This is a genomic window from Pseudomonas sp. MF4836 (assembly GCF_002018875.1).
Taxonomy (GTDB): Bacteria; Pseudomonadota; Gammaproteobacteria; order Pseudomonadales; family Pseudomonadaceae; genus Aquipseudomonas.
Window position 1 is genome coordinate 142,297 of sequence record NZ_MVOL01000006.1, and the last position, 21,487, is coordinate 163,783.

The following is a 21,487-nucleotide window of genomic DNA, read 5'->3' on the forward strand; positions in this document are numbered from 1 at the left end:
AGCTGGAGAACATGATTAATGAGCCAAGTCACTCTGCGTTCCGTGGTCTATCAGGTCGATGGCCAGTCTTATGAAAGCCGCCTGGCATTCGACGCCAGCCATAAGGGCGCGCGGCCGGGCCTGTTGATGGCGCCGAACTGGATGGGCGTCAGCGCCGGTGCCGAGCAGATCGCCGAAGCGGTGGCCGCCAAGGGCTACGTGGTGCTGGTGGCCGACTTGTACGGGCAGACAGTACGGCCGAGCAACGCTGACGAAGCCGGTGCCGCAATGATGCCGCTGAAGAATGACCGCGCCCTGTTGCGCAAGCGCATGCAGGCCGCCTTTGAAGCCTTGCAGAGCCAGGGCGAGGCGGCGGTGGACAGCTCCAGGCTGGCGACCTTTGGTTTCTGTTTTGGTGGCTGCTGCTCGCTGGAACTGGCCCGTACCGGTGCGCCGCTGAAGGCCGCGGTTTCGTTCCACGGCACCCTGGATACGCCGAACCCGGCAGACGCCAACAACATCAAGGGTTCGGTGCTGGTGCTGCATGGCGCCGCCGATCCGCTGGTGCCGAAGGAGCAACTGCCGGCCTTCGAGGCGGAAATGGATGCAGCAGGCGTCGATTGGCAATTGCTCAGTTACGGTGGCGCGGTGCATTCCTTCACCGATCCGCACGCCAACGTGCCGGGCAAGATGATGTACGACGCCAAGACCGCCAGCCGCGCCTTCACCTCAATGCATAACCTGCTGGATGAGGTGTTCAAGGCCTGACCCGGAGCGGGCGCCGGCAAGCCATCGGTTTGCCGGCTTCGGCTTTTTTGCCCGGGGGGCGCCCTTGCCATCCTGGGTTGCCGGCGAATTGAGGAGGATCAGCGCCTGCTCGGCGGCAATTCGATGCGCTTGCTTTCTCCCGGTACCTGCGGCCAGTCGCCGGCCGCCCAGCGTCGGCGAGCTTCATCGATGCGTGCCGGGTCGCTGGCAACGAAGTTCCAGTTGATGCGTCTCGGCCCGTCCAGCGGCGCGCCACCCAGAATCACCCCATGACAGTCACTCTGGGCGCAGAGCGTCGCGCTTTGCCCGGGTTCAAGCACGATCAGCGTGTGGGGCTGCACCGCTTCGCCATCCAGTTCGGCATCGCCATCCAGCACATATAGCGCGCGTTCCTGATGTTCGGCCGGGATCAGCAGGCTGGTTGCCGTCTGCAGCTGCACCTCGGCATACAAGGTCGGGGAGAGCACCGGCACCGGGGACTCCAGGCAAAAACCGCTGCCGGCAATCATGCGGATCTTCACCCCCAGCACCTCACTGACCGGCAGGCTGGCGGCCGGGTGATGGCTGTAGTGCCCGGGGCCCTGCTCATGGTCCTTGGGCGAAGCCAGCCAGACTTGCAGCCCATGCAGACGGAAGCCGCTCTGTTTCAAGGCTTCAGGCGTGCGCTCGATGTGGGCGATGGCGCTGCCGGCGGTCATCCAACTGACGTCCCCCGGGTTGACGAGTTGGTCTGAGCCGAGGCTGTCCTTGTGCTGGATCTGGCCTTCGAACAGGTAGGTGAGGGTGGACAGGCCGATATGGGGGTGCTGGCGGATATTCATGCCGCTGCCGGCCGGGTAGGCGGTGCTCAGCATATGGTCGAAGAATACGAAAGGCCCGACGCTGCGGCATTGTGCCGAGGGCAGGGGGCGCAGGATGGGTTGGCCTTCGACGTCCTCGGCGCGGGGACGGATCACGACTGATGTGGGCATGGGGACATTCCAGGCAGGGCGGGTCATGCCCGAAAGCATAACCCGCCGCTGATGCCCGCGCCGCTACTGGCTGAAGGCTCCTTCGGAAAGGTGGGTCTCGATGCTGACCTCGGTCGTGGTCATCAATTTATGCACCGGGCAGCGATCCGCCACCTGGTGCAATTCGTCGCGCTGGGCGTCGGTCAGCACGTCCTTGAGGGTCAGTTTGACGTGCAGCGCGTATTTGCCTTTTTGCTCCTGGCTGCTGTCGTGCTTGACCTCCACCGTGACCCCGGTCAGCGGGATGCCCTTCTTTTGGGCGTACAGCTTCAGGGTCAGGGCTTTGCAGGCGCCCAGCGCCGCGTCGAAGTAGTCGTGCGGGTCAGGAGCCGAACCTTCGCCGCCCAGGGTCTTGGGCAGGTCGGTAAACAGTTCATGGTCATCGATCTGGATGCTGTGGCGAAAACCTTCGCTGGACTCGGTATTGACGGTAATGGTCATGGCAAACCTCAGGCAGTGATGAAACTCGGACAGGCTTCAAAGGTGCTGAAGTTATAGAGCATTACGCTGCCGCTGCGTTCCCCTTTTTATGAACCGCAGCGCCTCGGGACGGGTCTATCCTGCTCGGAACGACTGGAGATTACCCCGTGCACTGGACTCATCTGACTACCCTGTTGTTGCTGCTGCCCGCGGCCCTGACCCAGGCCCGGGACTACGCCTACAGCGATGCGCACCTGCATTACGTGGACTTTTTCCAGGAAACGGCGGGCATGGACAAGCTGCTCAAGTCCATGGCCGACAATTGCATCGAGCACGTGATGATTTCCGGGATTCCGGTGGCCAAGAAATGGCATGAGGATGAACCCAAGCGCCCGCGCTATTACGCCGGCGATGACGCCGATGCCTACTGGTACAGCGCCACTGACGTGATTGTCGCGGCGGCGGTCAACAAGCTGACGCCCGAGCAGCGCCAGCACTTTCATCCGTTTCTTGCGGGTTTCAATCCCAATGATAAAAACTCCGCGGCCCATATCCAGCGCATGCTCGATCTCAACCCGGGCCTGTGGCAGGGCATCGGCGAGGTCTTCACTCGCCACGACGATCTGACCGCACTGACCTCCGGCGATACGCCGCGCGCCAATAACGAAGCCATGACCCGCATCTATCACCTGGCGGCGGAAAACGATCTGCCGGTGATGCTGCATTCCAACATCACCTCCAAGCGCGAGCGTAACCCGCTGTATCTGGCGGAGATCGAAGAGCCGCTGCGCAACCATCCGCACACGCGTTTTATCTGGGCCCATGCCGGCACCAGCGCGGAGATCCATCGGCACCAGGTGCAGCTGGATTTTCTGCTGCCGACCCTGGCGCGAATGCTCGAGGCCTACCCCAACCTGTACGTGGACCTGTCCTGGAGCGTGCTCACGCCTTATCTGCTGGATGACAAGGGCAAGCCCCGCCCTGAATGGCTGGCGCTGGTCCAGCGCTTTCCGGAGCGCTTCATGCTGGGGTCCGATGTGGTTGGGCGTTTCAACAAGCTGGGCCGGGAGTTGCGCAGTTTCGAGCCGTTTCTCGATGCCTTGCCGCCGGAGGTGGCGCACAAGGTGGCGCGGGACAACTTTCTGGCGATATTGCCCCGCACCGTGGCGCGCTGAGCGTCGGTGCCTGGGGGGAGCGAGTGCGCCAGGCGCGCCTCAGACTGTCATCAGCCTGTCATGCCTGCGTCATAGGCTCGCGCCATCTCAATCAAGGAGCGCGATATGCACCTCACCCGTTTTAGCGCGTTGGCTGCGCTGATGATGCTCAGTGGCCTGGCCAGTGCCGAAGTCCGTGTCGAAGGCCCGGTGGAATATGGCGTGTTCAGCGGGCCCAAGGCCGAGTTGCAGTCGGGCGAACGCGTGCTGCGCCGCAGCAATGAGAAAATCCAGCAGACCGAAGTGGTCCCGGCCAAGTTGGGCAGCAAGTTCGGCCTGCGTTATTCGCTGGTGGGCAAAGTGGCCGATGACGTGCCGCTGACCCTGCTTTACCTCACCCCAGGGATCCGCACCCCTGACGGCCTGCGCCATGACAAGTTCGAAGTCACCCAGAAGCTGGTGCCCGGAGCACCGCAGGATGTGATGGCCTACGAATTCACCGAAAGCCATGAAGTGATACCAGGCGAATGGCATTTCATGGTGTTCCAGGGTGATCGTTTGCTGGCGCAGCAGCGTTTTACCGTACGCTGAATCGATTGAGCCCTGGTATGGAAGTGCTAGGGCGTTTTGATATCACGTTTTTGTCTTACGCAAAATTTCCAAGGGCCGATACCTTCTAAAGCAGCCAGCTGCATGGCGGATGCAGCGCTCTTGGAAGGAACCAGAGGATGAGTATCAGAAGTCTCAATATCGCGCCGCGTGCAGGCCTTGGTTTTGGCTTGCTGGCGCTGATGGTGTTCGGCCTGGGGATGTTCGCCCTGATGCAGATGTCGAACATGCGCCAGCAATCCGATGAGGTCGACAACAACTGGCTTCCCAGCGTGATGTCGGTTGGCGAGATGAATCAGGATCTATTGCGCCTGCGGGCCCTGACCATGCGCTTGCTGGTCAATCGCAATCCCCAGGCCCTGGCCCAGAACGAGGGCAAACTCAATGACATCAAGCGCGGCCTGAGCATTGCCCAGGACCGCTATGAAGCGCTGATCGTATTGCCCGCGGAGCGCGTGCTGTTCGACCGCTTCAAACAGATCGAGCGCCAATACCTTGAGCACCAGAGCCAGGTCATGGCGTTCTCCGGTCAGGGCCGGGTCGAGGACGCGGTGGCGGTGGTCAATGGCGAGATGAGTCAGCTGGCCGACGACATGACCCTGACCCTGAACGAGCTGATGGCCTTGAACAAGCTGAACGCCAGCCAGGCCACTGAACTGGCACGCACGGTATTCAGCAACTCCCGGGTGTGGGTGATCGGCATGATCCTGGTGACCGGGCTGGTGACCATCGCCCTGGCGCTGCTGCTGACCCGCAGTATTGTGCTGCCGCTCTCGCAATCGCTGAATGTTGCCGAAGTGGTGGCGGGCGGCGACCTTACCGGAGATATCACGATCAGCGGCAAGGACGAGCCGGCGCGCCTGCTGCAGGCACTCAAGACCATGCAGCACAACCTGCGCGAGACCATCCGCCGGATTTCCGACTCTTCCAGCCAGTTGGCGTCCGCCTCGGAAGAACTCAGTTGCGTGACCGAGGACGCGACCCGTGGTCTGCACCAGCAGAGCCTGGAGATCGAGCAGGCGGCGACGGCGGTCAACCAGATGACGGCAGCGGTGGAGGAGGTGGCAAGCAATGCTGTGGCGACGTCCGAGGCATCGCGGGAATCGGATCGGATTGCCCAGCACGGTCGCGAACAGGTGCATCAGACGGTGCTGTCGATCGAGGCCCTGGCCGACGATGTGACCGCCAACGCTTCACAAGTGGAAGATCTGGCGCAGAAGGTCTACGGCATCAGCAAGGTGCTGGATGTGATTCGTTCGATCGCCGAGCAAACCAACCTGCTGGCACTCAATGCGGCTATCGAGGCGGCGCGCGCTGGCGATGCCGGGCGTGGTTTCGCGGTGGTGGCCGATGAGGTGCGGGCCCTGGCCCATCGTACCCAGCAGTCGACCCAGGAAATCGAGCAGATGATTGGCGGTATTCAGCAGGGCACCGACCAGGCTGTCAGTTCCATGCAGCACAGCAACACCCGTGCCCGTTCAACCCTGGAGGTGGCCAAGGCCGCTGGCACGGCGCTGGAGGAGATCGCCTCGGCGTTCACCCTGATCAATGAGCGCAATATCGTGATCGCCAGCGCATCGGAGGAGCAGGCGGCTGTGGCACGGGAAGTCGACCGCAATCTGATGAACATCCGTGACCTGGCGTTGCAGACGTCGGCCGGAGCTAACCAGACCAGCGCCGCGAGCCAGGAGCTGTCGCGCCTGGCGGTGGACCTCAACAGCATGGTGGCGCGCTTCTCGGTATAGGTGGTCGGCCTGGAAAAGCCATTGTCCCAGGCATGAAAAAGCCCCGAACCAGTCGGGGCTTTTTCATGGTGCCAAGCTGCGGGGCTTACTTGCCCTGCCAGCGTTTCAGGACCAGGGTGGCGTTGGTGCCACCGAAGCCGAAGCTGTTGCTCATCACGGTATTGATGGTGGCGTTTTCGCGAGTCTTGGTCAGGATCGGCATATCGGCCACTTCCGGATCCAGTTCGTCGATGTTGGCCGAACCGGCCATGAAGTTGCCTTCCATCATCAGCATGCAGTAGATCGCTTCATGAACGCCGGCGGCGCCCAGGGAGTGACCGGACAGGCTCTTGGTGGAGCTGATGGCCGGAGCCTTGTCGCCGAACACTTCACGCACGCCCTTCATTTCGGCAACGTCGCCGACTGGAGTCGAGGTGCCGTGGGTGTTCAGGTAGTCGATCGGTGCGTCAACGGTGGACATGGCCATCTGCATGCAGCGGATGGCGCCTTCGCCGCTTGGAGCGACCATGTCGTAGCCATCGGACGTTGCGCCGTAGCCCACGATTTCAGCGTAGATCTTCGCGCCGCGAGCCAGAGCGTGCTCCAGCTCCTCGACCACGACCATGCCGCCGCCGCCGGCAATGACGAAACCGTCACGCTTGGCGTCGTAGGCGCGGGAGGCTTTTTCCGGCGTTTCGTTGTACTGGCTGGACAGGGCGCCCATGGCGTCGAACAGGAACGATTGGCTCCAATGTTCTTCTTCACCGCCGCCGGCAAACACGATGTCCTGCTTGCCCATCTGGATCTGTTCCATGGCGGTGCCGATGCAGTGAGCACTGGTGGCGCAGGCAGATGCGATGGAGTAGTTCAGGCCCTTGATCTTGAACGGCGTGGCCAGGCAGGCGGAAACGGTGCTGCTCATGGTCCGCGTAACGCGGTATGGGCCGACGCGTTTGACGCCTTTCTCGCGCAGGATGTCCAGCGCTTCCATCTGGTTCAGGGTCGACGCGCCACCGGAACCGGCGATCAGGCCGGTACGCGGGTTGGAAACCTGCTCTTCGGTCAGGCCGGAATCGGTGATGGCGTCTTTCATGGCCAGGTAGGCGTAAGCCGCCGCGTGGCCGACGAAGCGATAAATCTTGCGATCGATCAGTTCTTCGAGGGGCAGGTCAATGGAGCCGGAAACCTGGCTACGCAGACCCATCTCGGCATATTCCGGGTTGAAACGGATGCCAGGGCGACTTGCACGCAGGTTAGCGGAGACGGTCTCTTTGTCATTGCCCAGGCACGAAACAATGCCAAGACCTGTGATAACGACGCGGCGCATGCGGATAACCCTTAGAAGTTGTCAGTGGAGGTGAATACGCCGACCCGGAGGCCTTCGGCGGTGTAGATTTCGCGGCCGTCGACACTGACCGAACCATCGGCGATGGCCAGGTTCAGCTTGCCTTTCAGGACGCGCTTGATTTGGATGTTATAGGTGACTTTCTTGGCAGTCGGCAGGACCTGGCCGAAGAATTTCACTTCGCCCGAACCCAGTGCGCGACCGCGGCCTGGCAGACCCTGCCAGCCAAGGAAAAAGCCAACCAGCTGCCACATGGCGTCGAGGCCCAGGCAGCCCGGCATTACCGGATCACCTTCGAAGTGGCAGGCGAAAAACCACAGGTCTGGAGTGATATCCAGCTCGGCGACCAATTCACCCTTGCCGTACTTGCCACCCTCTTCGCTGATATGGGTGATGCGATCCACCATCAGCATATTCGGGGCGGGCAGTTGCGCGTTACCTGGGCCGAACAGCTCACCGCGACTGCAGCGCAGCAGGTCTTCCCGGGTAAAGGCGTTTTGTTTGGTCATGCGAGCTCCTCAATAGTCCCATGCGGCAGGTGGGGCAAATCTTCCCGGCCGATCGAAGCCTTCATGCCTCGAACCGGCAGCCTACTCATAGACTATTGCGTTGTGGTGAAAGTCACAGCACAAGGAACATGAATGTACACTTGTGCACTGAAAATTTAAAACCGGCCCGTTTCCGGGTCCGTTCGGGTGCCTAAGACTGCCGCACTTTCGCCCTTCACGCCAGTCGTAGCAGTACGAAAACCGCTTCTCAGCGCACCCAGCGTTGGAGAATTTGCTGCAAATCCGTGCGTTTGAACGGCTTGGCCAGGTAATCGTTCATTCCAGCCGACAGACAGGCCTCGCGATCACCCTGCAAGGCGTTGGCGGTCAGGGCGATGATCGGCAGATCGGCACAGCCGGGCAGTTGGCGGATCTGCCGGGTGGCTTCATAGCCATCGATCAACGGCAGCCGGCAATCCATCAGAATCGCTTCGAATATCAGGCTCTCGGCACTGCGGATTGCCTGGGCACCGTCGGTGGCGATGCTCACGGTAAAACCCAGGCTGCGCAACATGGCCTGGATCACGGTCTGGTTGACCGGGTTGTCTTCCACCAGCAGCACATTGCGCCCCTCGCCGTGGGCGTTGCCGGCGTGGGCTCGCGGTGCCAGCACCGGCAGGCTCTGTTGAAACCGCGCCAGAGGGATTTCCAGGGTGAAGACCGAGCCCTGACCCTCTTCGCTCTGGGCGCGCAGGGTGCCGCCCATGCGTTCGGCCAGGGTGCGGGCGATGGGCAGGCCCAGGCCGGTGCCGCCATAACGTCGGGAGATCGAGCTGTCGGCCTGTTGGAAGGCATCGAACATCAGCTCCAGGCTTTGCGCGCTGATACCAATGCCGCTGTCGCGCACGGTGCAGGTGAACCACAGCAACTCGTGATCCAGCGCTTGCCACTGCGGCTCGATGCTGACACTGCCTTTCTCGGTGAACTTCAAGGCATTGCCCACCAGGTTCACCAGGATCTGGCGGATCCGCGTCGGGTCGCCCTTGACCTGCAAAGACTCCATGCCGGGCGGGATCTGCAGTTTCAGGTCGAGGCCGCGCTGCGCGGCGTTGTGCTGGAAGGCCTGGGCCGAGCTGATGATCAGCTCCGACAGGTTGAACGCAATATGCTCCAGCTCCAGGGCCGAACGCTCGATGCGCGAGAAATCGAGAATGTCGTTGATCACCTTGAGCAGGTGTTCGGTGGATTCGGAGGCCAGCGCCGCGTATTCAGCCTGCTCCTCGGTCATTTCGGTGGTTTCCAGCAACTGCAGCATACCCAGCACGCCATTCATCGGCGTGCGCAGCTCGTGGCTCATCATCGCCAGGAAGTCCGATTTGGCGTTGTTCGCGCGCTCGGCTTCTTCCCGGGTCTGGATCAGTTGCGCCATGGCCTGGTGCTGCTCGCGGCTGGCGAGTTCGAGGCCGGCGGCGAGGTTGTTGATGTGCCGCGCCAGGTCACCCAGCTCGGCGTCGTCGACAATGGGCAGCGGCGTCTTGAAGTCGCCTTCCTGGATCGCCTTGACCGCCTGGCCCATGGCACTGATGGGCTGCGACAGGCCGGCTGCCAGGCGCCGCGCCAGGAGAAAAGTGAACAGCAGGGCAAACAGCGCCAGCACGGCGGCCTTGAGCAGGATTTCCTGCTGGCGCTGGCTGAAGGCGTCGTTCGACATGCCGACGATGACCCGGCCCAGATACCCGTCGCCCAGGGTGCCGAGGTGGCTGTCTTCATTCTGGAAGAAGTCGTTCTGCACCTGGATCCGCTGCAGGCGTACCGGGGCCTGGAACACCTTGACCTGTTGCGAGCGGTTGTCGGCCTCCGACGGCTGTTCGACGTAGACCAGGATGTTGTTGGCGCTGTCCTGAACTTCCAGGAAGCGCACATGGGGCGTGGCCAGGGTGGCTTTGAGCAGGCTTTCGAGCCCCTCGCTGTTGCCCGAGATCACCCCGTACTCGGTGGCGGGCGCCAGTTGGTTGGCGATCAGTTGGCCGGTGTGGTTGAGCTCCTGACGCAAGTCCTGGATCCGCACGAAGGTGAAGAAACTGATCAGCAGCAACGTCAGCAGCAGGGCCGGGCCAAGGCTGATGACCTGGGTGCGGGTGTTGATGTCCCAATGGCGACGCAAACTCATGGGCGTTGTTCTCCTTCGGCCAGTCGGCGTGCGACGGACGTCTCGTCAATCTCTTCGATACCCAGCGACCGAGCCACCTGCGGGTTGCTCAGCACCTTGAAATTCGTGGGATAGAGCGCTCCAGGCCAGCGCGCCGGGGGCTGGTCGAGCAGGCTGTTGAGGGTGTGCAGCCAGTCTTGCTGATCGCTGTAGGTACTGGCCAGGCTGCCGGCCCTGACGAAGCCGGCGTTCGGGCCGACCAGCGCCAGGTGGCGAGCGTAGCTGCTGAGCAACAGGTTCTTGGCGGTCTTGGGGTTGTACAGCAGGGGATCGTCCAGCCCCAGCAGGACGTCGCTGTTTTTCAGCAGGGCCTGCAGCGGCCGGCTGTCAGCGGTGCTGTCCCAGCGCTCGGCAACGATTTCCAGCCCCAGGCGGGCGGCGGCGCTGCCCAGCTCCTTGAGCAGAAACTCGCTGTGGGCGCTGTACAGCACGCCGACTCGCCTGGCTTGGGGCAGGACGCTTTGGATCAGGCGCAATTGCCGGGCCAGCGGTGGATCGCTCCACAGCAGGCTGAGGCGTGGAGTGCGGCTGATTACCGGGTGTTTTTCGGCTTGCAGGCGGCTGATACGCAGCACCAGAGTCCATGGTCCCTGGGCGTCCTGCAGGCGCCAGTCGAGGCTGGGAGGGTCGAGCAGGATCAGTCGGGTATTGCTCGGCAGGCGGCTGGGGGCGGGCAGGTCATGCAGGGCGACGAACCGTACGTTGTCCATCGGTCGTTGCTGGGCCAGTTCCTGGGTGAAGGCCTGGACGCCGAGGCTGTCTTCGCTGGCAGTCAGCAGAACCGAGGCGGCCCAGGCCGGCGCCGCGCCCCACAGGCTGACCCATAGCGCCAGGCAGGCGACCAGCTTGCGGCCCAAAGCGGACGGTACCCGTGACTGAGCCCGGCCCATGTCAGAACTCCAGCTCCGCGCTGAAGTACAGGACGTGACGCTGGTCGTAATTGTTGTCGCTGAAGGTTGTCGGCTGTTTGTCCAGGCGTTGCTGGAGCATGGCGGCCAGCTCCAGGTTGGCCTTGCCCAGGGCCAGGTGCTTGGCGACACGGCTGTCCACCCGTTCGAAGCGATAGCCGTTGAGCGCATTGTCGCCATAGTAGAAGAGCGCGCTCGACCAACCCTGGCCCCAATCGCGCAGCCAACCCGCCGAACCACTGTTGCTGGCGGTCTGGCGCTGATCCAGGCGATTGCTGGCTTCGGCATGCACATAGGCGTAGGTCAGGCGCAGCCGGTCGGCGCGGCTCAGGTGCCAGTCCAGCTGGCTCTCGGTGCCGCTGAAGCGCGAGCTGTTGGCATTGCTGGCGATGTACTGATTGTTGCGCAGGGGCTCGCTGACCATGCCGGTGATTTCGTCATAGAACAGTTTGACGTCGAGGTTGAGCCCCAGGTCGACGAAAAAGCCGTTGTAACCCAGCTCCCGCGAACGCATGTGTTCCTGGTCGAGGTTGCCCGGACCCCGGGTCTTGACGAAGTATTCGGCGCTGGGCTGGCCATAGGCGCGAGGGTTGAGGCCGGTGACCCGGTAACTCCAGTTGACGTTGTTCTCGAACATGTCCGGTGATCGGATCGCTTCCGAATACACCGCACGCAGACCATGGCGCGGGTTGATCAGGTAGTTGAGCGCGACCCTCGGGGTCAGCGAACTGCCGGTCAGTTGGCTGTTTTCAAACATGGCTCCGCCCTGCAGCAGCCAGTGTTCGCTGGCGCGCCATTCAAGCTGGCCGAACAGGCGCCAGGTGGTGTCATCGAGGGTGCCATTGAAGTAGGTCTCGGAGTCCGCCCGGTCATAACGATAGTTCATGCCGCTGACCAGTCGCAGGCTGTCGGACAGGCTCAGGGTGTCTTGCAGCTCCAGGTCGTAGCGGGTTTCCCGGGCACTCTGGTCGATATTGCCGCACACGGTCTGGCTCGCGCCGTCCCGCCACTGGGTCAGTACCTGGTTGGCCAGGGCCTGTTCGTCGCTGCGGCCCGCCGGCGCACCGGTGCCGAGGTAGCTGGGAATATTGCGCGCCAGGCGCTCGGCGTAATTCGGGTTGAGCTGCCACAGGCGGGTCAGTTCGGGGCTGAACGAGATCTCGGCATCGCAGGCGCGCCAGGTCTGCTGGCGGTCCCAGTGCTGGGCCGACCCCTGGATGTACAGGCTGTGCCTGGGATTGAGGTCGAGGTTCCAGCGCAAGGAACTGGCGTAGTCCTTGGCCGCCACATCGGAGTCCTTGCCGGTCTGAGTGATGCCGGCAAACACCGGCCGGTAGGTATAAGGACGCTGGTTGCTGCCTTCCTTGGCGCTGAACTGCCAGTCGATGCTCTGCCGCTCATCGAGCATCTGCCCCAGGGCCAGGCTCATGCGGTTCAGGCGCCTGCTGTCGCGGTAGTCGGCACCGCTGCGGTCGGAGTCGAAGCCGTCGTCTTCCTGGCCGGACAGCGACAGCCGCAGGTCGCCGCTGTCCCAGCCGGTGCCCTGGCTGGCGTACCAGTCGCTGATGCCGCGTTGGCCGCGGGTCATCTTGAACCGGGTGCCGTGGCTGTCGGCCGGGGCGCGGGTAATGATGTTGACCACCGCCATCAGCGCGTTGGCGCCGTAGCTGACGGTGTTGGGGCCGCGGAAGACTTCGATGCGCTCGATGTCTTCCATGGCCACCGGGATATCGCTCCAGTCCACGGTCGCCAGGCCCGCGCGATACACCGAGCGGCCGTCGATCAGCACCTGCATGCGTCGCGCTTCGCTGGCGCTGGTGCCGTGATAGTTGACCGCCGCCTGGTTGCCGTTGATGGCGCCGACCATCATCCCCGGCACCAGGCGCAGCAGTTCGCCGATATCCCGGGAACCGCTGGCCTTGATCAGCTCGCTGTCGAGCACCGTCATGCTCCCGGGCACCGCTGCCGGGGACTGCTTGAGACGGGTAGCCGTCAGCACTTGCGGCAGCGGCTGGTTGTCCACAAACAGGTCGTCGGCCAGCGCCGCAGCACTGAACAACAGTGCCAGGAGCAACGACGAGGGGCGGCGGGGAGGGCCAAAACGCACGGTACAGCCTTGAATCGGAATAATGGCCGCGCATGTTAACCGAGATGGTTGAGTTTTCCAGTCGATAAGCCCGACATTCCCAGATCGAATCCGGCAGATCCCGACATTTCGCGCTAATTGTCCCAGGGGCTGGTAGGCGCAGGACCGAACCGTATAATGCCGCCATCGCCACTGGTATGGATTGACGGATTGCATATGACTGAACAGCGCCCTATTGCGGTCCTGGGAGGCGGAAGTTTTGGTACCGCCGTGGCAAATCTACTGGCCGAAAACGGTCATCGGGTGCGGCAGTGGATGCGCGATCCCGAGCAGGCCGAGGCCATTCGGGTCAATCGCGAGAACCCGCGCTACCTCAAGGGCATCAAGATTCATCCGGCGGTCGAGCCGGTCACCGACCTGTTGGCCACCCTCGGCGAATGTGACCTGTGCTTTGTTGCGCTGCCTTCCAGCGCCTTGCGCTCGGTACTGGCCCCCCATGCGCAACTGCTCAGCGGCAAATTGCTGGTGAGCCTGACCAAAGGCATCGAAGCCCAGACCTTCAAGCTGATGAGCGAAATCCTCCAGGACATCGCTCCCCAGGCGCGGATCGGCGTGCTTTCAGGGCCGAACCTGGCCCGCGAAGTGGCCGAGCATGCGTTGACCGCCACCGTGGTCGCCAGCGAAGACGAAGAGCTGTGCCAGCGCGTGCAGGCCGCGTTGCATGGGCGCACCTTCCGCGTGTACGCCAGTGCCGACCGTTTTGGCGTCGAGTTGGGCGGGGCGCTGAAAAACGTCTACGCGATCATCGCCGGCATGGCGGTGGCGCTGGGCATGGGGGAAAACACCAAGAGCATGCTGATCACCCGGGCGCTGGCGGAAATGACCCGCTTTGCCGTCAGTCAGGGTGCCAACCCGATGACCTTTCTCGGCCTGGCCGGGGTGGGAGACCTGATCGTCACCTGCTCTTCATCCAAGAGCCGCAACTATCAGGTCGGCTTTGCCCTGGGCCAGGGCTTGAGCCTGGAAGAGGCGGTGACCCGCCTGGGCGAGGTGGCCGAAGGCGTCAACACGCTCAAGGTGCTCAAGGTCAAGGCCCAGGAACTGGGGGTGTACATGCCGCTGGTAGCCGGGCTGCACGCGATTCTGTTCGAAGGGCGTACGCTGAACCAGGTGATCGAGTTGCTGATGCGTGGCGAGCCGAAAACCGACGTCGACTTTATCTCCACCAGCGGATTCAACTGAAAGCAGACAGGAGCGAGACATGAACGATAGCAATTCCGAAGCAAAATACGAGTCGATCCTGCTGCGGGTCCTGTGGATGCTGGTGTTTCTGCTGGTGTGGCAGGTGGCGCAATTCATCCTCGGCGTCCTGGTGCTGGTGCAGTTGATCTATCGCCTGATCTACGGCGCGCCCAGCGCCAGCCTGATGAACTTCGGCGACAGCCTGAGCCAGTTCCTGGCGCAGATCGGCCGTTTCGGCAGCTTTCATACCGATCAGAAACCCTGGCCCTTTGCCGACTGGCCGGCGCCGCGCACCCCTGAAGGCGAGGCGCCCCATGCCGTGCCGCCGGCCCCGCACCCGGCCCGTGACGAGGAGCCCAAGCTATGAAGCTCTGGGTGTTGCGCCACGGCGAAGCCGAGCCCCACGCCCGCAGCGATGCCGAGCGCAACCTGACCGAGCATGGGCGCAAGGAAGTCCTGAGCAGTGCCGCGCAATTGATCGGCCAGCCCATCGACGCCATCCTTGCCAGCCCGTATGTGCGGGCCCAGCAGACCGCCGAGCTGGTGCGCGAGGCCCTGGGCTTCGAGGCGCCGATCCGCACCGTGCCCTGGCTGACGCCCGACAGCAACCCGCTGACCGCGCTGGAGCGGATCGATTCGGCGGACAACCTGCTGCTGGTCAGCCACCAACCCCTGGTGGGCAACCTGATTGGCTTGTTGCAGCATGGTCACCTGCGCAGCCCGCAGGCGATGGGCACCGCCTTCCTTGCCGAGCTTGAAGGCGACTGGCCACTGGCCGGGCTGATGGCGCTCAATAGCCTCAAGCAGCCCTAGAGGGACAGCCCTGTCTCCAGGTGGCAGGGCGCAACATTTCTTAACTTGCAGCGCTCCTTTGTGCGTGGAATAGTCGGCCGAGCAAGTGCTTGGTTGGCTAGTCTCACGATCAGAACAAAAACAAGGAGCGAGTCGCATGTCTACTGCTTTTCGTTTGCCGCTGGAAGTGTTCTACGAGCGTGAAGCTCGTCATCCCCGCCAACGTTTTCTGGTCCAGCCCACGGGCGGTGGGCAGGTCGAGGAACTGGACTGGTCCCAGGTCGCTCACCAGGCACGCTGCGCCGCACATTGGCTGCGCGGGCGTGAGCTGCCTCCCGGCAGCCATATCGCGATCATCTCCAAGAACTGCGCGCACTGGATCATTGCCGACCTGGCGATCTGGATGGCCGGCCACGTCTCCGTGCCCCTGTACCCCAACCTGACCGCCGACTCGGTGGCCCAGGTGCTCGAACACTCCGAGTCGGCCCTGGTGTTTATCGGCAAGCTGGATGACTGGCCCGCCATGGCGCCCGGGCTCAAACCGGGGTTGACCACCGTCAACCTGCCGCTGCACCCCGAGGGCGATTTTGATTTCAACTGGGACGATCTGCAGCGCTGTTCACCGATCCTGGACAGCCCCACGCCGGCCGCCGAGCAACTGGCGACCATCATCTATACCTCCGGCACCACCGGCCTGCCCAAAGGGGTGATGCACAGTTTCGCCAACCTGGGGTTTGCCACCACCCACGGCGCCGGGCTGTTCGGCCTGGGCACTGCGGACCGCCTGCTGTCCTACCTGCCGCTGTGCCACGTGGCCGAGCGCATGTTTGTCGAGATGGCGGCCATCTATACCGGGCAGACGGTGTTCTTCGCCGAGAGCCTCGATACCTTCCTCACCGACCTGCAGCGCGCGCGCCCGACCGCGATGTTCGGTGTGCCGCGGATCTGGACCAAGTTCCAGATGGGGGTCTACAGCAAGGTCCCGGCCAAGCGCCTGGACTTTTTGTTGCGACTGCCATTCATCGGCAAGCGCGTGGGCCACAAAGTGCTGGCTGGGCTGGGCCTGGACGCGTTGCGCGTGGCGCTGTCGGGTGCGGCTCCGGTGCCGCAGACGTTGCTGCACTGGTATCAGCGCCTGGGGCTGGATGTGCTGGAGGTGTACGGCATGACCGAAAGCTGCGGCTACTCCCATATCGGCCGCCCCGGGGAACATATTCCCGGCTGGATCGGCAAGCCGTGCCCGGAGGTCGAAGTGCGCATCGATGAGTTCGGTGAAGTCCAGGTGCGCAGCGGCGCGACCATGCTCGGGTACTACAAGGATCCGCAGAAAACCGCCGAGACCCTCACCGCCGACGGGTTTTTGCGTACGGGCGACAAAGGCGAGCAGGACGCCGCCGGCAACCTGCGCCTGACCGGCCGGCTCAAGGAGATCTTCAAGACCAGCAAAGGCAAGTATGTGGCCCCGGCGCCAATCGAGAATCGCCTGGCGGTGCACCCGCGGATCGAGCAGGTGTGCGTGGTCGGCGACGGTCTGGGGGCGCCGCTGGGGCTGTGCGTGCTTTCGGCGGTGGGCGTGCAGGAGGCCGCCGGCGCGGCGCGCGGTGCCCTGCACAGCAGCCTGGAAGTGCTGCTGGAGCAGGTCAATCAGGTCCTGGATAAACACGAGCGCTTGCGTCGCCTAGTGGTGGTGAAGGACAGTTGGGCGGTCGAGAACGGTTTCCTGACGCCGACCCTGAAGATCAAGCGCAACGTGATCGAAGCCGCTTACGGCCAGCGCTTTCAGGAGTGGAGCGAGCGCTCCGAAGCCGTGCTGTGGCAGGATTGACCCCCATAAAAACCCTGAAGGATGCAGCGATGAGCCTATGGCGTACCACTCCGAACATCGAACAACTCAATTCGCTTCAGAAAAACACCATCGGCGAAGTACTGGATATTCGCTTCGAGTCCTTTGACGAAGAATCCCTGACCGCAAGCATGGTCATCGATCATCGCACTCACCAGCCTTACGGCCTGCTGCATGGCGGCGCCTCGGTGGTGCTGGCGGAAACCGTCGGCTCCATGGCCAGCTACCTGTGCATCGATGCCAGCAAATTCTATTGCGTGGGCCTGGAAATCAACGCCAACCACCTGCGTGGCCTGCGCAGCGGCCGGGTGAGCGCGGTGGCCAGGGCGGTGCACATCGGCCGCACGACCCATGTCTGGGATATCCGCCTGAGCAGCGATGAGGGCAAGTCCAGCTGCATCTCGCGCCTGACCATGGCGGTGGTGCCGCTGGGGGAAACGCCGCCGGCCCGCTGAGCGGCGCAGGCTTATAGGCTGAAGCGGCGTGTCATCATTCGTGTCCGTTACGGTCATTGCCCTGGTGCGGTGACCTGCGGACAATCAGCCATTGTCCGGTCCATGGGTAACTCGGTATGTCGCAGCAGGTCTTTTTCGCTCACGCCAACGGCTTTCCTTCGGGAACCTACGGCAAGTTGTTTGCTGCCCTGGCGCCCGAGTATGACGTGGCCCATTTGCAGCAACACGCGCACGATCCGCGTTTTCCAGTGGACGACAACTGGCAGAACCTGGTCAGCGAGCTGATCCACCATCTGCAACAGCAGGCGCAGCCGGTGTGGGGCGTGGGTCATTCCCTGGGCGGCATTCTGCATTTGCATGCCGCCCTGCGTTGTCCGGAACTGTATCGCGGGGTGGTGATGCTCGATTCGCCGGTGCTGACCCGTGCCGACCAATGGGTCATCCGGGCGGCCAAGCGCTTTGGATTTATCGACCGCCTGACCCCGGCCGGCCGCACCCTGGGGCGGCGCGAGGAGTTTGCCAGCCTGGAGTCGGCCCGCAGTTACTTTGCCGACAAGAGCCTGTTTCGCCGGTTTGATCCGGAATGTTTCGAAGCCTATCTGCAACACGGCCTGCATCAGGTCGGCGATCGTCTGCGCCTGCGCTTCGACCCGGCGACGGAAATCAGCATCTACCGTGGGGTGCCCCACACCAGCCCGGGCCTCGCCCGCCAATTGCAGGTGCCGCTGGCCATGGTGCGTGGACGGCATAGCCGGGTGGTGATGCGGCATCACGCCAGCGCGGTCGGGCGCATGCCCCAAGGCGAGTCGCTGAGCATGCCGGGCGGGCACATGTTTCCGCTGGAGCGCCCCCAGGACACCGCGGCGCTGCTCAAGGAGCTGTTCAGCCGCTGGGACACACGCCGCGAACGGAGTTGCGCATGAGCCGGGTGGTCGAAGAGGTGCGCCTGAGCCTGCCCCATATCGAACTCGCGGCCCATCTGTTCGGGCCCGAGGACGGCTTGCCGGTGATTGCCCTGCATGGCTGGCTGGATAATGCCAATAGCTTTGCGCGCCTGGCGCCCAAGCTCGACGGCTTGCGTATCGTTGCCCTGGACATGGCCGGCCACGGCCACTCCGACCATCGGCCGGCGGGCGCCGGTTATGCCCTGTGGGACTATGTGTACGACGTGCTGCAGGTGGCCGAGCAACTGGGCTGGAAACGCTTTGCCCTGATGGGCCACTCCCTGGGGGCGATTGTCTCGCTGGTGCTGGCCGGAGCCTTGCCGGAGCGCGTCAGCCACCTGGCGTTGATCGATGGGGTGATCCCGCCCACCGCCGGCACCGAGAATGCCGCCGAGCGCCTGGGCATGGCGCTGCAGGCGCAACTCGCCCTGCAGGACAAGCGCAAGCGGGTCTACGCCACTCTGGAGCAGGCCATCGAGGCGCGGATGAAGGGCCTGGTGGCGGTCAGTCGTGAAGCGGCCGAATTGCTGGCCCAGCGCGGCCTGATGCCGGTGCCCGGGGGCTATACCTGGCGCAGCGATAACCGCCTGACCCTGGCGTCGCCGTTGCGCCTGACCGAAGAGCAGGCCATGGCCTTCGTGCAGCGGGTCAGTTGCCCGACCCGGCTGGTGGTGGCGGCCGATGGCATGCTGGCCAAGCACGGGCAATTGCTCGAGCGACTACCCTTTGCCCGGGAGCAGTTGCCGGGAGGCCATCATTTGCACCTGAACGACGAGGCCGGCGCGATCTTTGTCGCAGACTGTTTCAATCGGTTTTTCGCCGTTCCTTGACTTGCGCCGGTCAACTGTCGAGGCTGGGCGGGTTGAAATCGGAGACAACCATGATAGATCTCTACACCGCTGCGACGCCTAATGGCCACAAGGTCTCTATCGTGCTCGAGGAACTCGGCATGCCCTATACGGTGCATGCCCTGAGTTTCGACAAAAAGGAACAGAAGGCTCCAGACTTTCTCAAGATCAATCCCAACGGGCGGATCCCGGCAATCGTCGACCGTGCCAATGGCGATTTCGCCGTGTTTGAATCCGGCGCCATCCTTATCTACCTCGCCGAACTCAGCGGCCAATTGCTGCCCGCCGACCCCAAGGGGCGTTCGCTGGTTCTGCAATGGCTGATGTTCCAGATGGGCGGGGTCGGCCCGATGCAGGGTCAGGCCAACGTGTTCTTCCGTTACTTCCCGGAAAAACTCCAAGGCGCCATCGACCGCTACCAGCATGAAACCCGGCGTCTGTACGAAGTGCTCGACGGTCGTTTGCAGACGGTGGAATTTCTGGCCGGTGACTACAGCATCGCCGACATCGCCACATACCCCTGGGTCCGCGGCCATGAATGGTCCGGGGTCTCGGTCGACGGCCTGCCGGCCCTGCAGCGCTGGATGGCGGCCCTGGCGGCGCGCCCGGCGGTGCAACGCGGCCTGCTGGTCCCCCAACGCACGGATGACGCCAGCGTTGTCAAAGGTGCCCAGGCCATGCTGATCCGATGAGCGTATTTCCAATGAAAGGACTCATCCGTTGTTTCAGCATGCTGGGTTTGTACTGTGCCAGTTCCATGGTGTTCGCCGCCGACGTGCCCGGTAGCCACGACTTGCCGCTGGTACCGCGCCTGGCCGATGCGCAGATTGTCGATTACCGGCCACTGGCGGAGCTGGAGCGCATCTACCCCATGGGGTCGATCCGCAGGATCAGCGGCCAGTTGCGCTTTGACGGCCAGGTTGGCGCCCGGGGCAAGGCCACTTCGGTGACCTATGAGTTGCCGCCCGAGCATTCATCCACCGAAGCCTTTACCGCCGCCCGCGAAGCCCTGCAGAAGCAGGGCGCCGAACTGCTGTTCTGGTGCCAGGCGCGGGACTGCGGGGAAAGCAGCCTGTGGGCCAATGAAGTGTTCGGCAACGCCAAGCTCTTTGGCGCCGACGACCAGCAGGCCTACCTGCTGTTGCGCCTGGCCGCGCCCCAGGACAATTCCCTGGTGGCGCTGTACAGCATCACTCGGGGCAATCGCCGGGCGTACCTGCATGTCGAACAGTTCGAGGCCAGTGCGCCACTGGGTGACTTGCTGCCGACTTCGGCAACCCTGTTGCGCCAGTTGAAAGACACCGGCCGCCTGGACCTGCCCAAACTCGGTGCCGACCCGCAGTCGGTCTGGCTGACCCTGCTGTCCCGGGGGCTGAACCTGGATACCACGCTGCGGGTCAGTATTTCCGGGAGCAACGCCGAAGCCTGGCGTCAGGCCCTGATCGGCCAGGGCGTGCGCGCCGCGCGGATGGAAACCGGCACCACCGATACGACGGGCCTGCACTTCGAGCTGTTGCGCTAATACCCTCCAAGGCGAACACACCGGCCCTGTGTTCGCCTACTCTGTGTTCGACGTCCTTTCTCGAGATTCTTCATGCTCAATAACGATCGCCTGTTGGTGCAGATTCTGCTCCTGGTGTTGTTTGGTGCCAGTTTGTGGGTGATGGCGCCGTTTTGGTCGGCGCTGTTCTGGGGTGCGGTGCTGGCGTTTGCCAGTTGGCCGCTGATGCGCCTGCTGACACGCTGGCTCAATGGCCGCGAGTCGTTGGCCGCGGCCCTGTTGACCCTGGGCTGGATGGTGCTGGTGGCCGCACCCATGGTCTGGCTGGGCTTGAACCTGGCTGACCATGTGCGCGATGCCACGGCCTTTATCAAGGACGTGCAGGTCGATGGCCTGCCCGCTGCGCCGGTCTGGCTGGGCAGCATCCCTCTGGTCGGGGAGCGTCTGGTGGGGCTGTGGGACAGCATCGATCAGCAGGGCGCGGCGATGATGCTGGCGGTCAAGCCCTACCTGGGGCAGGTCGGGAACTGGTTGCTGGCGCGCAGCGCACAGATCGGCGGCGGCATCCTCGAGTTGACCCTGAGTATCGTCTTTGTGTTTTTCTTCTATCGCGACGGCCCGCGCCTGGCGCTGTTCGTGCACAAGCTGCTGGAACGCCTGATCGGCGAGCGGGCCGGCTACTACATCGAGCTGGTGGCGGGTACGGTGCAGCGGGTGGTCAATGGCGTGATCGGCACGGCAGCGGCCCAGGCGATCCTGGCCCTGATCGGCTTCCTGATCGCAGGGGTGCCGGGCGCCCTGGTCCTGGGGATCACCACCTTCCTGCTCAGTCTGATTCCCATGGGGCCGCCCCTGGTGTGGATACCGGCCACGGCCTGGCTGGCCTGGAAGGGCGAATACGGGATGGCGGTGTTCCTTGGGATCTGGGGCACGTTCATCATCAGCGGCGTCGACAACGTGCTCAAACCCTACCTGATCAGCCGTGGCGGCAACCTGCCTCTGGTGATTGTGCTGCTGGGGGTGTTCGGCGGCTTGATTGCCTTCGGTTTTATCGGCCTGTTTATCGGCCCGACCCTGCTGGCGGTGGCCTACAGCCTGCTCACCGACTGGAGCGCGAGCCAGGCGCGGGTCGAGGACCAGCGCTGACCGTGCGACCTGCTGG

Annotated in this window: 21 protein-coding genes; 14 read left to right on the forward strand and 7 right to left on the reverse strand. The window is 63.4% G+C overall.

The features are described 5' to 3' along the window. Positions 1-18 precede the first annotated feature (18 nt). Positions 19-747, forward strand: coding sequence for a dienelactone hydrolase family protein (locus MF4836_RS15750; protein ID WP_078471036.1), 729 nt, complete (start codon positions 19-21; stop codon positions 745-747). Positions 748-845: 98 nt separating this feature from the next. Here the strand turns inward: MF4836_RS15750 and MF4836_RS15755 are convergent, their stop codons facing one another. Both MF4836_RS15755 and MF4836_RS15760 read right to left on the reverse strand, forming a co-directional pair. Then, positions 846-1,718: a pirin family protein gene (locus tag MF4836_RS15755; RefSeq protein WP_078471037.1), complete on the reverse strand. Its 873-nt coding sequence runs from the start codon at positions 1,716-1,718 to the stop codon at positions 846-848. Positions 1,719-1,781: 63 nt separating this feature from the next. Next, entirely contained in the window at positions 1,782-2,198 is a 417-nt protein-coding gene (locus MF4836_RS15760; RefSeq protein ID WP_078471038.1) for an OsmC family protein, read from the reverse strand. Between the two features lie 146 nt (positions 2,199-2,344). On the opposite strand from MF4836_RS15760, the gene MF4836_RS15765 reads away from it, so the two are divergent. From MF4836_RS15765 to MF4836_RS15775, 3 genes are all read left to right on the forward strand, one after another. Continuing rightward, positions 2,345-3,352, forward strand: coding sequence for an amidohydrolase family protein (locus MF4836_RS15765; protein ID WP_078471039.1), 1,008 nt, complete (start codon positions 2,345-2,347; stop codon positions 3,350-3,352). A gap of 105 nt (positions 3,353-3,457) precedes the next feature. Beyond that, positions 3,458-3,922, forward strand: a complete 465-nt coding sequence (locus MF4836_RS15770) for a DUF3859 domain-containing protein (protein ID WP_020299210.1) — start codon at positions 3,458-3,460, stop codon at positions 3,920-3,922. Between the two features lie 200 nt (positions 3,923-4,122). Next, positions 4,123-5,685 (forward strand): methyl-accepting chemotaxis protein, encoded by a 1,563-nt coding sequence (locus MF4836_RS15775; protein WP_443217343.1) that lies wholly within the window; start codon positions 4,123-4,125, stop codon positions 5,683-5,685. A gap of 85 nt (positions 5,686-5,770) precedes the next feature. Here MF4836_RS15775 and fabB read toward each other — a convergent pair whose 3' ends face one another. The 5 genes from fabB to MF4836_RS15800 all read right to left on the reverse strand — a co-directional run bounded on the left by fabB (position 5,771) and on the right by MF4836_RS15800 (position 12,721). Further along, a complete protein-coding gene (gene fabB / locus MF4836_RS15780) occupies positions 5,771-6,991 on the reverse strand; it encodes a beta-ketoacyl-ACP synthase I (RefSeq protein WP_020299208.1) in 1,221 nt (406 codons plus the stop codon). A gap of 11 nt (positions 6,992-7,002) precedes the next feature. Further along, positions 7,003-7,518 carry a 3-hydroxyacyl-[acyl-carrier-protein] dehydratase FabA gene (gene fabA / locus MF4836_RS15785; RefSeq protein ID WP_010211704.1) on the reverse strand — a complete coding sequence of 172 codons (516 nt, stop codon included), beginning with the start codon at positions 7,516-7,518 and terminating at the stop codon, positions 7,003-7,005. Positions 7,519-7,765: 247 nt separating this feature from the next. Further along, positions 7,766-9,667 (reverse strand): ATP-binding protein, encoded by a 1,902-nt coding sequence (locus MF4836_RS15790; RefSeq protein WP_078471041.1) that lies wholly within the window; start codon positions 9,665-9,667, stop codon positions 7,766-7,768. Further along, complete coding sequence (locus MF4836_RS15795; protein WP_078471042.1) at positions 9,664-10,596, reverse strand: ABC transporter substrate-binding protein; 933 nt, start codon at positions 10,594-10,596, stop codon at positions 9,664-9,666. The genes MF4836_RS15790 and MF4836_RS15795 overlap by 4 nt, the downstream gene beginning before the upstream one ends. 1 nt (position 10,597) lies before the next feature. After that, positions 10,598-12,721, reverse strand: a complete 2,124-nt coding sequence (locus MF4836_RS15800; protein WP_078471043.1) for a TonB-dependent receptor plug domain-containing protein — start codon at positions 12,719-12,721, stop codon at positions 10,598-10,600. Between the two features lie 195 nt (positions 12,722-12,916). On the opposite strand from MF4836_RS15800, the gene MF4836_RS15805 reads away from it, so the two are divergent. From MF4836_RS15805 to MF4836_RS15850, 10 genes are all read left to right on the forward strand, one after another. After that, a complete protein-coding gene (locus MF4836_RS15805) occupies positions 12,917-13,942 on the forward strand; it encodes an NAD(P)H-dependent glycerol-3-phosphate dehydrogenase (protein WP_078471044.1) in 1,026 nt (341 codons plus the stop codon). 19 nt (positions 13,943-13,961) lie between these two features. Further along, complete coding sequence (locus MF4836_RS15810) at positions 13,962-14,309, forward strand: DUF4389 domain-containing protein (RefSeq protein ID WP_020299203.1); 348 nt, start codon at positions 13,962-13,964, stop codon at positions 14,307-14,309. After that, a complete protein-coding gene (sixA, locus tag MF4836_RS15815) occupies positions 14,306-14,755 on the forward strand; it encodes a phosphohistidine phosphatase SixA (RefSeq protein ID WP_078471045.1) in 450 nt (149 codons plus the stop codon). The genes MF4836_RS15810 and sixA overlap by 4 nt, the downstream gene beginning before the upstream one ends. Positions 14,756-14,891: 136 nt before the next feature. Beyond that, positions 14,892-16,559 carry an AMP-binding protein gene (locus MF4836_RS15820; protein WP_078471046.1) on the forward strand — a complete coding sequence of 556 codons (1,668 nt, stop codon included), beginning with the start codon at positions 14,892-14,894 and terminating at the stop codon, positions 16,557-16,559. A gap of 29 nt (positions 16,560-16,588) precedes the next feature. Continuing rightward, positions 16,589-17,032 carry a hotdog fold thioesterase gene (locus MF4836_RS15825; RefSeq protein ID WP_020299200.1) on the forward strand — a complete coding sequence of 148 codons (444 nt, stop codon included), beginning with the start codon at positions 16,589-16,591 and terminating at the stop codon, positions 17,030-17,032. Between the two features lie 116 nt (positions 17,033-17,148). Beyond that, a complete protein-coding gene (locus MF4836_RS15830) occupies positions 17,149-17,955 on the forward strand; it encodes an alpha/beta fold hydrolase (protein ID WP_078471047.1) in 807 nt (268 codons plus the stop codon). Continuing rightward, the gene (locus MF4836_RS15835) at positions 17,952-18,806 is read left to right on the forward strand and encodes an alpha/beta hydrolase (RefSeq protein WP_020299198.1); all 855 of its coding nucleotides are present in this window, start codon (positions 17,952-17,954) and stop codon (positions 18,804-18,806) included. Before MF4836_RS15830 ends, MF4836_RS15835 begins: the two co-directional genes overlap by 4 nt. Before the next feature lie 50 nt (positions 18,807-18,856). Next, complete coding sequence (locus MF4836_RS15840; RefSeq protein WP_078471048.1) at positions 18,857-19,516, forward strand: glutathione S-transferase family protein; 660 nt, start codon at positions 18,857-18,859, stop codon at positions 19,514-19,516. A 23-nt stretch (positions 19,517-19,539) separates the two neighbouring features. Beyond that, the gene (locus tag MF4836_RS15845) at positions 19,540-20,346 is read left to right on the forward strand and encodes a DUF4892 domain-containing protein (RefSeq protein WP_178102959.1); all 807 of its coding nucleotides are present in this window, start codon (positions 19,540-19,542) and stop codon (positions 20,344-20,346) included. 72 nt (positions 20,347-20,418) lie between these two features. Next, on the forward strand, positions 20,419-21,471 hold the full coding sequence (locus MF4836_RS15850; RefSeq protein WP_078471050.1) for an AI-2E family transporter: 1,053 nt from the start codon (positions 20,419-20,421) through the stop codon (positions 21,469-21,471). The last annotated feature ends 16 nt before the right edge of the window (positions 21,472-21,487 follow it).

Excerpts from the sequence above, each read along its gene's own strand:
- MF4836_RS15750 (WP_078471036.1), top strand. The coding sequence starts at position 19 with ATGAGCCAAGTCACTCTGCGTTCCGTGGTCTATCAGGTCGATGGCCAG.
- MF4836_RS15755 (WP_078471037.1), bottom strand. The coding sequence starts at position 1,718 with ATGCCCACATCAGTCGTGATCCGTCCCCGCGCCGAGGACGTCGAAGGC.
- MF4836_RS15760 (WP_078471038.1), bottom strand. The coding sequence starts at position 2,198 with ATGACCATTACCGTCAATACCGAGTCCAGCGAAGGTTTTCGCCACAGC.
- MF4836_RS15770 (WP_020299210.1), top strand. The coding sequence starts at position 3,458 with ATGCACCTCACCCGTTTTAGCGCGTTGGCTGCGCTGATGATGCTCAGT.
- MF4836_RS15775 (WP_443217343.1), top strand. The coding sequence starts at position 4,123 with ATGGTGTTCGGCCTGGGGATGTTCGCCCTGATGCAGATGTCGAACATG.
- fabB (WP_020299208.1), bottom strand. The coding sequence starts at position 6,991 with ATGCGCCGCGTCGTTATCACAGGTCTTGGCATTGTTTCGTGCCTGGGC.
- fabA (WP_010211704.1), bottom strand. The coding sequence starts at position 7,518 with ATGACCAAACAAAACGCCTTTACCCGGGAAGACCTGCTGCGCTGCAGT.
- MF4836_RS15790 (WP_078471041.1), bottom strand. The coding sequence starts at position 9,667 with ATGAGTTTGCGTCGCCATTGGGACATCAACACCCGCACCCAGGTCATC.
- MF4836_RS15795 (WP_078471042.1), bottom strand. The coding sequence starts at position 10,596 with ATGGGCCGGGCTCAGTCACGGGTACCGTCCGCTTTGGGCCGCAAGCTG.
- MF4836_RS15805 (WP_078471044.1), top strand. The coding sequence starts at position 12,917 with ATGACTGAACAGCGCCCTATTGCGGTCCTGGGAGGCGGAAGTTTTGGT.
- MF4836_RS15810 (WP_020299203.1), top strand. The coding sequence starts at position 13,962 with ATGAACGATAGCAATTCCGAAGCAAAATACGAGTCGATCCTGCTGCGG.
- sixA (WP_078471045.1), top strand. The coding sequence starts at position 14,306 with ATGAAGCTCTGGGTGTTGCGCCACGGCGAAGCCGAGCCCCACGCCCGC.
- MF4836_RS15820 (WP_078471046.1), top strand. The coding sequence starts at position 14,892 with ATGTCTACTGCTTTTCGTTTGCCGCTGGAAGTGTTCTACGAGCGTGAA.
- MF4836_RS15825 (WP_020299200.1), top strand. The coding sequence starts at position 16,589 with ATGAGCCTATGGCGTACCACTCCGAACATCGAACAACTCAATTCGCTT.
- MF4836_RS15830 (WP_078471047.1), top strand. The coding sequence starts at position 17,149 with ATGTCGCAGCAGGTCTTTTTCGCTCACGCCAACGGCTTTCCTTCGGGA.
- MF4836_RS15835 (WP_020299198.1), top strand. The coding sequence starts at position 17,952 with ATGAGCCGGGTGGTCGAAGAGGTGCGCCTGAGCCTGCCCCATATCGAA.
- MF4836_RS15840 (WP_078471048.1), top strand. The coding sequence starts at position 18,857 with ATGATAGATCTCTACACCGCTGCGACGCCTAATGGCCACAAGGTCTCT.
- MF4836_RS15850 (WP_078471050.1), top strand. The coding sequence starts at position 20,419 with ATGCTCAATAACGATCGCCTGTTGGTGCAGATTCTGCTCCTGGTGTTG.